General features: G+C 67.1%; 9 protein-coding genes. 4 read left to right on the top strand and 5 right to left on the bottom strand.

Annotated features, from left to right (window positions below):
* Positions 1-30: 30 nt before the first annotated feature.
* From xth to PGN16_RS08740, 3 genes are all read left to right on the top strand, one after another.
* Positions 31-801 (top strand): exodeoxyribonuclease III, encoded by a 771-nt coding sequence (gene xth / locus PGN16_RS08750; RefSeq protein WP_335309027.1) that lies wholly within the window; start codon positions 31-33, stop codon positions 799-801.
* Positions 798-1,601, top strand: a complete 804-nt coding sequence (locus PGN16_RS08745) for a transporter (RefSeq protein WP_335309026.1) — start codon at positions 798-800, stop codon at positions 1,599-1,601. Before xth ends, PGN16_RS08745 begins: the two co-directional genes overlap by 4 nt.
* Before the next feature lie 156 nt (positions 1,602-1,757).
* Positions 1,758-2,009: a hypothetical protein gene (locus PGN16_RS08740; protein WP_335309025.1), complete on the top strand. Its 252-nt coding sequence runs from the start codon at positions 1,758-1,760 to the stop codon at positions 2,007-2,009.
* Between the two features lie 52 nt (positions 2,010-2,061).
* Here the strand turns inward: PGN16_RS08740 and PGN16_RS08735 are convergent, their stop codons facing one another.
* Positions 2,062-3,213, bottom strand: a complete 1,152-nt coding sequence (locus PGN16_RS08735) for an N-acetyltransferase (protein WP_335309024.1) — start codon at positions 3,211-3,213, stop codon at positions 2,062-2,064.
* Between the two features lie 120 nt (positions 3,214-3,333).
* Between PGN16_RS08735 and PGN16_RS08730 the strand changes: the two genes are divergently transcribed.
* Positions 3,334-4,413 (top strand): fatty acid desaturase family protein, encoded by a 1,080-nt coding sequence (locus tag PGN16_RS08730; RefSeq protein ID WP_335309023.1) that lies wholly within the window; start codon positions 3,334-3,336, stop codon positions 4,411-4,413.
* Between the two features lie 136 nt (positions 4,414-4,549).
* Here the strand turns inward: PGN16_RS08730 and lptG are convergent, their stop codons facing one another.
* From lptG to spt, 4 genes are all read right to left on the bottom strand, one after another.
* Complete coding sequence (lptG, locus tag PGN16_RS08725) at positions 4,550-5,644, bottom strand: LPS export ABC transporter permease LptG (protein ID WP_335309022.1); 1,095 nt, start codon at positions 5,642-5,644, stop codon at positions 4,550-4,552.
* On the bottom strand, positions 5,641-6,840 hold the full coding sequence (gene lptF / locus PGN16_RS08720) for an LPS export ABC transporter permease LptF (RefSeq protein ID WP_335309021.1): 1,200 nt from the start codon (positions 6,838-6,840) through the stop codon (positions 5,641-5,643). The genes lptG and lptF overlap by 4 nt, the downstream gene beginning before the upstream one ends.
* An 85-nt stretch (positions 6,841-6,925) precedes the next feature.
* Entirely contained in the window at positions 6,926-8,875 is a 1,950-nt protein-coding gene (locus PGN16_RS08715) for an ATP-binding protein (protein WP_335309020.1), read from the bottom strand.
* A 47-nt stretch (positions 8,876-8,922) separates the two neighbouring features.
* Positions 8,923-10,191, bottom strand: a complete 1,269-nt coding sequence (spt, locus tag PGN16_RS08710; RefSeq protein ID WP_335309019.1) for a serine palmitoyltransferase — start codon at positions 10,189-10,191, stop codon at positions 8,923-8,925.
* Between the last annotated feature and the right edge of the window lies 1 nt (position 10,192).

Below are 10,192 nucleotides of genomic sequence, written 5' to 3'. Positions count from 1 at the left end.
AGCGCGCCGGCCGCGTTTAGACCGGCGCGCGTGAAGATCGTCACCTACAACGTCAACGGCATCAAGGCGCGGCTGCCTCGCCTGCTCGAATATCTCGCCGAGGAGCAACCCGATGTGGTTTGTCTCCAGGAGCTGAAGTCGAGCGACGACACCTTCCCCGAGGCCGACATCCGTGCCGCCGGCTATGGCGCGGTGTGGCACGGGCAGAAGGGCTTCAACGGCGTCGCGGTGCTCGCGCACGGGGTAGACCCGGTCGAACGGCAGCGCGGGTTGGCGGGCGAACCGGAGGACGAGCACAGCCGCTATCTGGAATGTTCGGTGTTCGGGCTGGTGATCGCATCGATCTATCTGCCCAACGGCAACCCGGTGCCGGGGCCGAAATTCGACTACAAATTGCGCTGGATCGGACGATTGCAGGAGCGCGCCCGGGCGCTGCTCGCGGAAGAGGTGCCGGTCGTTCTGGCGGGGGATTACAACGTCATACCGAATGACGACGATACGTTTTCGGTGAAGGCGATGGCAGCGGACGCGCTGATGCAGCCCGAAAGCCGCCACGGCTATCGCGCGCTGCTGGCGCAGGGCTGGACCGATGCGCTGCGGACGCGCAACCCGAAGGGCGGAATATGGACCTTCTGGGATTATCAGGCCGGTGCGTGGCAACGCGATGCAGGGTTTCGCATCGACCATCTGCTGCTCAGCCCGGCGGTCGCCGATCGGCTGGCGGATGCGGGCGTCGACAAGGCGTATCGCGGTCGCGAGAAAGCGAGCGATCATGCGCCGACGTGGGTGCGCCTGCGGTGAGGCTGAAATGGGGTGCGGTTGCGCTGCTGGCGACAATCGCAGGCTCAGCGGCGGCGCAGGATTCACCTGGTGTGCGTTTTTGTCCCAATCGACCGTCGCTGGGCGCGAGCGGGTGCACGACATTGCCCGGTCAGGTGCAGGTCGAGCTGTCCGGGGTCGATTGGCAGCGCGACGACGACGGTGAGACGCGCGAGGACCTGATCCGCAGCGAAGTGACTGCGCGGATCGGGCTGACGCGCGACAGCGAGGCGCAGATCGGCTGGACGCCGCTTGGCACGCTGCGGACGCGTGACAAGGCCAGCGGTGAGGTCATGCGGCAGACCGGCGCGGGTGACCTCACGCTCGGCTGGCGACGTGCGCTGAGCCATCCCGATGGCAAGAAGCTGTCGTCCGCGGTGCAGCCTTATGTGACGCTGCCGGTCGGGCGCAGCGGGATCGGCGACGGCGACTGGTCGGCGGGAGCGGTGCTGCCGGTGATGTGGCGGATCGACAAGAAGTGGAGCGTCGATTTCACCGGCCAATTGGCGGCGGCGGTCGACGAGGATGGGCACGGCAGGCATTTCGACGCGACGGGGGTGTTCGGCGTCGGCTATGCCTTGACCGACAGCGTGACCGCCAACGCCGAGCTGTCGATCGAGCGCGATCAGGATCCGGCGGACCATGTCGTGCGCACGCTGGCAGCGGCATCGGTGGCGTGGAAACCCACGAAGCACACGCAACTGGATGTGCTCGCAGTGGCCGGACTCAACCATGATGCCCCGGACGCGCGGGTGGCCCTGGGTGGTGCCTTGTTGTTTTGACCGCCAATCGGTGAAACGCGCCGGATATTGGCGTGACATACCAGTGCAATACACCTGACATCTACGGAAAAGCGCGGTTTTCCGCCACTTTTTCGATTTGGCACGATGGCTGCAATGTGTCCTGCGTCCCCGATCAACGGGGCAGGGAGACCCGCCATGAAGACCATCGCTACCGCCGTCATCGCCAGCCTGTTCGCCGTCGCCCCCGCTTATGCCGCACCGAAGAGCGCGCCGACCGCCGAACCGTCGCCGACCGCCACTGCCCCCGCCATGCCGTCGCCGGCCCGCAACGCCAATACCCGCTATTGCTACAACACCGAACTGACCGGCTCGCGTATCCTGTCGCGCGTCTGCAAGACCCGCGATGCCTGGAAGCACATGGGTGTCATCGTCCCGGAGAACCTGTGATCGCCGGGACCCGGCGGGTCTCCGGCGCCGGCCGGAAACCCGCCGCTACAGATCAGAACGTGCGTTCGTAGACCTGATAGACCTTGTTGACGCGGCTATCGATCGCGGTGGCGATCGAGTTCATGCCCTGATTGTCGTCGAGCACCCAGCCGATCTCGCCGCGTGTCGCGCCATAATTGGCAACCGAGGCCTGCCGGATCGCCTCGATCATCATGAAGGCCAATTGCCCGGCCAGCCGCGAGCTTTGCAGCTCCTTGCGCACGCCCATCAGCGGCACGCGCATCGTCTGCACGCGCGGCTTGCGGAGCCACAACAGCAGCTTCGCCCAGCCGAACGGGAGCAAATTGCCGTTCAGCGGCTTGATCGCTTCGTTGAGGTCGGGAAGCGTGATCATGAACGCGACTGGCTTGCCGTCCAGTTCCGCGATGCGGATCAGGTCGTTGAAGACGATCGGCTTCAGCTTGACCCCGACGTCCTTGATCTCGGGCGGGGTTAGCGGGATGAAGCCCCAATTGTCCGACCATGCGTCGTTGAGGATGTCGAGGATGATCGCGGCCTCGTCCTCGAACTTGCGCTTGTCGACCTCGCGCACGACGATGCTCTTGTTCGCGTCGCCCGATCGGATGATCCGCTTTACCAGCGGCGGGAATTCCTGCGTGATGTCCAGTTCATAGGTGATGAGCTGCTTGACCGGCCGATAGCCGGCGCGCTCGATCCAGTCGCGATATTCGGGCTTGTGATGCCCCATCATCACGGTCGGCGACTGGTGATAGCCCTGAACGAGCAGGCCCGGCTCTTCCCAGATCGACATGCTGATCGGGCCGAGCGCGCGCGTCATCCCCTGTTCGCGCAGCCACCCCTCCGCCCGGGCGAGCAACGCGGTGAAGATGCCTTCATCCTCGGCATCCATCAGCCCCCATTGCCCGCAGCCCGGACCGAAGCCGCGCTCGGCCGGCATCTCAAGCCCGAGCGTGTCGATGTGCGCCGAGATGCGGCCGACCACCCGACCGTCGCGGCGCGCGAGGAAAAGCTGCGCCTTGGCGTGGCTGAACCAGCCGTTCTTTTCCGGCGTGATGAGCCCCAGCGCCTCGCCCTTGAGTGGCGGCACCCAATAGGGATCGTCCTTGTAAAGACGAAACGGCAGGTCGACGAACGCCTTGCGGTCGCTCTTGGTCAGGACGGGAGTGATCGAAAGCTCAGCCATGTTGCTGGCGTGTAAACGGGTCACTCGATCATAGCGAGTGAACAATTATCCAGAATGGCGAGCCCCCCGGTCCTGTTCCGGTCACGCTGTCGCCACTATGTTCGGACAATGGATATGCCCATGAACACCATGACTCTCGATCGTGCGGCGGCCGCCGTCCGCGCGCCGCGCCCGGTGATCGCCGACGACAAGGCGATGCTGAAGGCCGCCGCCGAGTTGACCCGCGACCTGCTGAAGCCGCGTCCCGGCATCTATTGGGCCGATCTGATCGCCTCTTCGGTGGTCGGCTATGGCGCGCTGGCGGTGGCGATCGTCTCGACCTCGACCGCGCTGGCGATCGTCGCGGGCGTGGTGGCGGTGCTCGCGCTGTATCGCGGGATGAGCATGATCCACGAGCTGACGCACGTGAAGCACGCGGCGCTGCCCGGTTTCCGCGCGGGCTGGAACGCGCTGATCGGCGTGCCGATGATGATCCCGTCGTTCATGTACGAAGGCGTGCACAACCTGCACCATGCCAAGACGCGCTACGGCACGTCTGAAGACCCGGAATACCTGCCGCTCGCCCTGATGAAGCCGTGGACGCTGCCGGTGTTCATCATCGTTTCGGCGCTGGCGCCGGTCGGGCTGCTGATCCGCTTCGGCGTGCTGGCGCCGCTGTCGGCGCTGTCGCCCAAGCTGCGGACGGCGGTGGTGTCGCGGTATTCGGCGCTGTCGATCAACCCGCAGTTCCGCCGTCGGATGCCGCAGGGCGAGGAGAAGACGCGCTGGGACCGTGTCGAGGCGGCGACCGCGGTGTGGGCGCTGGCGTTGATCGTGCTGACCGCCACCGGCGTGCTGCCGCTCAAGGCGTTCCTGATCTTCCTTGCGGTCGGGTCTGGCGTGGCGCTGATCAATCAGGTGCGGACGCTGGTTGCGCATCTGTGGGAGAATGAGGGCGAGGTGATGACCGTCACCGCGCAATATCTCGACTCGGTCAACGTGCCGCCGCCGGCGTTGCTGCCGGTGCTGTGGGCGCCGGTCGGGCTGCGCTACCACGCGCTCCACCATCTGCTGCCGGGCGTGCCGTATCACGCGCTGGGCGAGGCGCATAAGCGGCTGATCGGGGTGCTGGAGCCGGAGTCGCCTTATTACAAGGCGAACTATCGCGGGCTGCCGGGGCTGGTCGGCAAGCTGACGATGGCGACGCTGCGGGGGCGGTAAGGGGTCGGTCGCCTCAGCTAAAGTAGGCCGTCGTTGCGAGCGGAGCGAAGCAATCCAGGGCGCCTTTGTCCGGCTCTGGATTGCTTCGCTCCGCTCGCAATGACGAACTTGGCGCATATCCGTGTAAACGTTGCGCTTATTCCTCGGTCCTGAGCAGCACCGCTTCGCCGATCAGCAGGAACAGCAGGAACGGTGCCCAAGCGGCGAGGAACGGCGGGTAGGCGCCGAGATTGCCCATCGCGAGCGCGAAATTGTCGGCGACGAAATAGGCGAAGCCCAGCGCCATGCCGATCACCGCGCGGACGAACAGCGCACCCGAGCGGGCGATCCCGAACGCCGCGACCGCGCCGAGCAGCGGCATCAGCACCGACGACAGCGGGCCGGACAGCTTGTGCCACAGCACGCCTTCCAAGGCCTTGGTCGGGCGGCCGGCTTCCTCCAGATCGCTGATCGCCTCGCTTAGGCCACGAAACGACAAAGCGTCGCCGTCGACGTTGGCGAGCGTGAACTGATCGGGCGTTACGCCGCGCCCGACCACCGTCGCGCCCAGCCGCGTCACCGCACCCGAAGCCACGTCGAAGCGCCGTGCGGGCCAGATCCGCCAGCCATCGCCGTCGCGCACGCCGCGCGGCGCGTTGATGAGCCCGCGCAGCCCGCCGTCGGGGTTGCGCTCATAGACGGTGACGCCGCCCAATCGCGCGCCCGCGCCGCGTCCGCCGATCGCATCGGCCTGGATCAGATCGTCGCCGGCGCGTACCCAGACGTTGGTGCGATTGCCGCGGTCGATCGGCATCGTGCCGTAATTCACCTTCTGCCACGCGCTCAGCTCGGCCGTGGCGCGGCTGACGACGCGGTCGTTGAAGGCGAAGGTGACGATGGCGATCCCGACGCTGGCGATCACCAGCGGCGCGAGCACCTGATGCGCCGACAGGCCAGCGGCCTTCAGCGCCACCACCTCGCTATTGGCGTTCATGGTGATGAGCGTCAGGATCGTGCCGAGCAGCACCGAAAAGGGCAGGAAGGTGGAGATCAACTGCGGCGCGCGCAGCGAGACGTAGCGCCACACCTCCGCATCGCCATTGCCGGCGGTGGCGAGGATGCGGCCGCTCTCGCTGAGCAGGTCGAGCGTCTGGAGCACCAGCACCAGCCCGAACAGGATGCCGAAGGTGCGCGTCAGGAACAGCCGCGCCATGTAGATCGCGACGGTGCGCGACGGGAACAGCGCGCTCATGCGCGGGCCTCCTTGCGGCGCCGTCCGGGCAGGTAGCGCGCGACCATCGCCCATGCCTTGCCGAAGAACCGCTCCAGCGCACCGATCGGCTGTCCGCCGGGAACATTGGCGATCGTATGGTACATCCACAGGATCAGCGCGGCGAAGATCACGAACGGCACCCACAGGGCGATCGCCGGGTCGACGGTGCCCCGCTCGCCCAGCGAGGCGGCATATTGGTTGATCTTGTGATAGGTGACGACCATCACGATCGACAGGAACACGCCCAGCGCCGAGGTGGAGCGCTTCGGGGGCACGCCCAGTGCGACCGCGAGCAGCGGCAACAGGAACATCGACGCGACCTCGACCAGTCGGAAGTGGAATTCGGCGCGGCTGCCGTCACGCTGCTCCTCGCTGCGCGCCGGCGCGTGACCGAGTTTCGCGAGTTCGGGCAGCGTATATTCGAGGTTCTTGCCGCCGCGGGTGCGGAAACTCTCGAAGCGGGGGAGATTGATCGGCAGGTCGTGCGAGGTGAAGGTCAGCGTGCGCGGTGTCACGAAATCCGGGCGATTGTGGATCATCGTGCCGTCGGTGAGGCGGAAGATGATGACGTTGGGATCGTCGGTGGCGAGGAACTGACCGGTCGCGGCGGTGACGCCGACCCAGTCGCCCTTCGGGCTTTCGGCGTGGACGAAGATGCCCGATAGCTGGCGCCCGCGATCCTGGCTGCGCTCGATACGGAGCGTCATCCGATCGCCGAGGTGCGTGAATTCGCCGACCTTGATCGACGCACCGAGCGCCCCGGTGCGCAGTTCGAAGCGGAGTTGCTCATAGGCGTAGCGCGCCTTGGGCTGGACATAGCCGACGATCGCGATGTTCAGCGCCGCCAGTACGATCGCGTAATAATAGGGCACGCGCAACAGGCGGCCGTAGCTCATGCCGACGGCGCGCATCACGTCCAGCTCGCTCGACGTCGCGATCCGGCGGAAGGCGAGCAGCACGCCCAGCATCAGCCCGATCGGAATGCCGAGCCCGAGATATTCGGGAAGCAGATTAGCCAGCATCTTCCACACGACGCTGACCGGCCCGCCCTGAGTCGCCACGAAGTCGAACAGGCGGCGGATGCGATCGAGGATCAGCAGCATCGCCGCGATCAGCAACGTCGAGAACAGCGGCAGCGCGATCAGCCGGGCCATGTAGCGGTCGATCGATGTCATGGGCGGGACGGCGCTGCCTTTGCGTGGGAAGACGGGACGACCGGCTATAGGATGCGCAAACGGGCGCGTCAGCAGCCGATTTGGGTCATTCGGCGGCGAGCGGTGCCGGATCGTCGCCGCGCGCCGCCGCAGCCACCGCGCGGTCGAGAGCGGCCAAGGTGAAGGGCTTACGCAACACGGGATGGTCGCCCAGCTCGATTCCGCCGTTCGCCCCGCCCGCGAAACCGGTAACGAACAGCACGGGCACATGTGCGAAGGCGGGTGGCAGCGTCGCGATCATCTCCGGCCCGGTCAGCGACGGCATCAAGACGTCGGACAGGATCAGGTCGACGCGCTCCATCGCCTCCAGCACCGCGGCGACCTGCGTCGCATCGTCGCAGGCGACCGCAAGATGGCCGAGGTCGGTGAGCGCCTCCATCGTCGAGGCCAGGACGCGGGGATCATCCTCGACCACGAGGATCGCGCGCCCGGCACCAGGCGGGACCGCGGCGGAGGGCGCAGCGACGAGCGGTGCGGGCGGTAAGGGGGCGCGAACGGCTTCCTCGCCACGCTGATCGCGCGGCAGCAGCAACGTGACCGTGGTGCCGACCCCGACGCGCGAGGCGATCGTCACCTCCCCGCCGATCTGGCGCGCGAAGGAGAAGGTCTGGCTGAGCCCCAACCCGGTCCCCTTGCCGAGCGGTTTGGTGGTGAAGAACGGCTCGAAGACGCGATCGAGCACCTCGGGCGTGATCCCGCAGCCGGTGTCGGTGACGGCGAGCGCGAGGAAATCACCACTCGGGCCGGTCGCATCGCCGCCGGGCAGCGTCGCGCGCGTGGCGCGGATCGTCAGCGTGCCACGACCGTCCATCGCGTCGCGCGCGTTGACCGCGAGATTGACGAGCGTGTTCTCGAGCTGGACGCGGTCGACGCGCACGCACCAGCCGGCGCTATCGTCCTCCAGCACCAGCGTCATGCCGTCGCCCAGCGAGCGGGTGAGCATATCGCCGAGCCCGTCGAACAGCGCCGCCGCCGCGATCGGTTCGGGGTTGATCGCGGTTTCGCGCGCGAAGGCGAGCAGGCGTGCGGTCAGCGCCGCGGCGCGGTCCGCTCCCTCGCGCGCGCCGTCCAGATGCCGTGCCGCCTCGCTCGCGCCCGGGGGCAAATGGCGCGCGGCGAGTTCGACGCCGCTCAGCACCACCGCGAGCATATTGTTGAAATCGTGCGCGATGCCGCCGGTCAACTGCCCGACCGCCTCCATCTTCTGCACCTGTCGCAGCCGCGCTTCCTGCTCGCGCAACTCATCGGTCGCGCGCGCGACCGCCTCGGCCAGCTCGTCGGCGCGGAGCCGTTCGCTTTCCGCCTCGCTGCGCGCGATCGCGCGGTCCGCGAGCGCCTCGACCATGATCCAGCCCATGGTGATCCCGCCGCCGACCAGCATCACGCCGAACACCGCCAGCACCTTGGCGATGGTGGTGGAGCGGCGCACCGAGGCGCGTGCCTGCGCGGTGCGCATTTCGAGCAGCAGCCGTTCGTCGGTGATGATCCCGTCGAGCGAATCGTTGATGCGGGTGAGCGCATCACTCTGTCGCGCCTGATAGAAGCGCGAAAGCGCCTGGTTGTTCTTGCCGTAATTGGTGCTGAGCGCGGTGAGCGCCAGTTCGTCGCCGCGGGTGCGGAACGCCTCCTGCAAGGTCGCGACGTGCGTGAGCTGCACGTCATTGTCGTGCACCAGTTTGGCAAGCCGACCGATCGCCTGCTTCGCGCGCCGCCAGTCGTCATAATAGATCTGACCGAGCTGTTGATCGCCCGAGATCACGTACCGGCCCAGCGACGCCTCGGCATGGGCGATCGTGCCCTGCACGGTGCGGGCCAGGATCATCACGTCGTAGCTGTGCCGCTGCGACGCGAGCGCGCGGTCACGCTGGCCGTTCACCTCGGCCAGCGTGACGACGAGCAGCGCGAGCACGACCGCGCCGGCGATCGCCATCACGCTGAGCGTGATGGTGCGCCAGGCGCCGGTCAGTCGTCCTGTGATGTCGTCGCGATCGGTCACGGCCGCGACGTTAGGTTAACAAGCGTTAAAGGAAGGCGAACGCGCCATCATTTGGTCGCACCGGCGAGGCGGCCTGCCGCCGCGAACATCGCGATCACGCGGTCGATCTGTTCCGACGTGTGTTCGGCGCAGATCGAGCAGCGCAGCAGGAACGTGCCGGACGGCGTGGCCGGCGGGCGGGCGACGTTGACGTAGAGCCCGGCCTCGAGCAGCGCCTGCCACATCACCACCGCCTGCGCCTGATCCTGCAGGATCACCGCGACGATCGCCGAATCGCACGTCTCGGTACCGAGCGCGAACCCAAGCCCCTTCAGCCCGGCGTGGAGGCGGCGGGCATTGTCCCACAGCCGCGCGCGCTTATCGTGCGCGGTCATCAGCTTGCGCACCGAGGCGGCGGCGGTCGCGACCACCGACGGCGGCAGCGAGGCGGTGAAGATGTACGGGCGACACGAGAAGCGCAGCCCCTCGAACTTGGGATGGTTCGAGATGCAGAAGCCACCGACCGTGCCGACCGACTTGGAGAAGGTGCCGATCACCAGATCGACGTCCTCACCCAGCACCAGCCCCTGCGCCTCGTAGACGCCGCGGCCATGCTCGCCGAAGAAGCCCATCGAATGCGCCTCGTCGACCAGCACCATGCAGCCGTGCTTCTTCGAGACCTGCACCATCTCGCGCAGCGGGGCGATGTCGCCGAGCATCGAATAGACGCCCTCCAGCACCACCAATTTGCCCGGCTCCTTGGGCAGGCGGCCCAGCCGCTTGTCGAGGTCCTCGACCGAATTGTGGCGGAAGCGGACGATTTCCGCATCGCCCATCTTGCAGCCGTCGTAGATCGAGGCGTGGCTGTCGGCGTCGAGGATGACGTATTCGCCGCGGCCCGCCATCGTCGAGATCGTGCCGAGATTGGCCTGATAGCCGGTCGAGAAGACGATCGCGCCGCTCGCGCCGTAGAATTCCTTGAGCGCCTCCTCCGCCTCGACGTGATCGCGGAAGGTGCCGTTGAGCATCCGGCTGCCGTTGGTGCCGCTGCCGAACTGTTCGAGCGCGCGGGTGCCGGCGGCGATCACGTCCGGGTCGAACGTCATCCCCATGTAATTGTAGGTGCCGAGCAGGATCGTCTCCTGCCCGCGGATCACCGCGGTGGTCGGCGAGGTGACCTGCTCCATGACGATCCCGAACGGATCCCGCACGCCCGAACTCATCAGCGCCTCGCGCTCGGCGAGCAGCGGATCGAACTTCGCGAACAGGTCGCGCGCGGGCGGCGCGGCGACGGGTTCGGCGGGCAGCTTCTCGCTCTGGAGGCCGGTCTCGGTCATG

The sequence above is a fragment of the Sphingomonas phyllosphaerae genome (assembly GCF_036946485.1).
Lineage (GTDB): Bacteria > Pseudomonadota > Alphaproteobacteria > Sphingomonadales > Sphingomonadaceae > Sphingomonas > Sphingomonas phyllosphaerae_E.
Note: the sequence above shows the minus strand (reverse complement) of the source record. Positions and strands in the feature narration are given on the sequence as shown.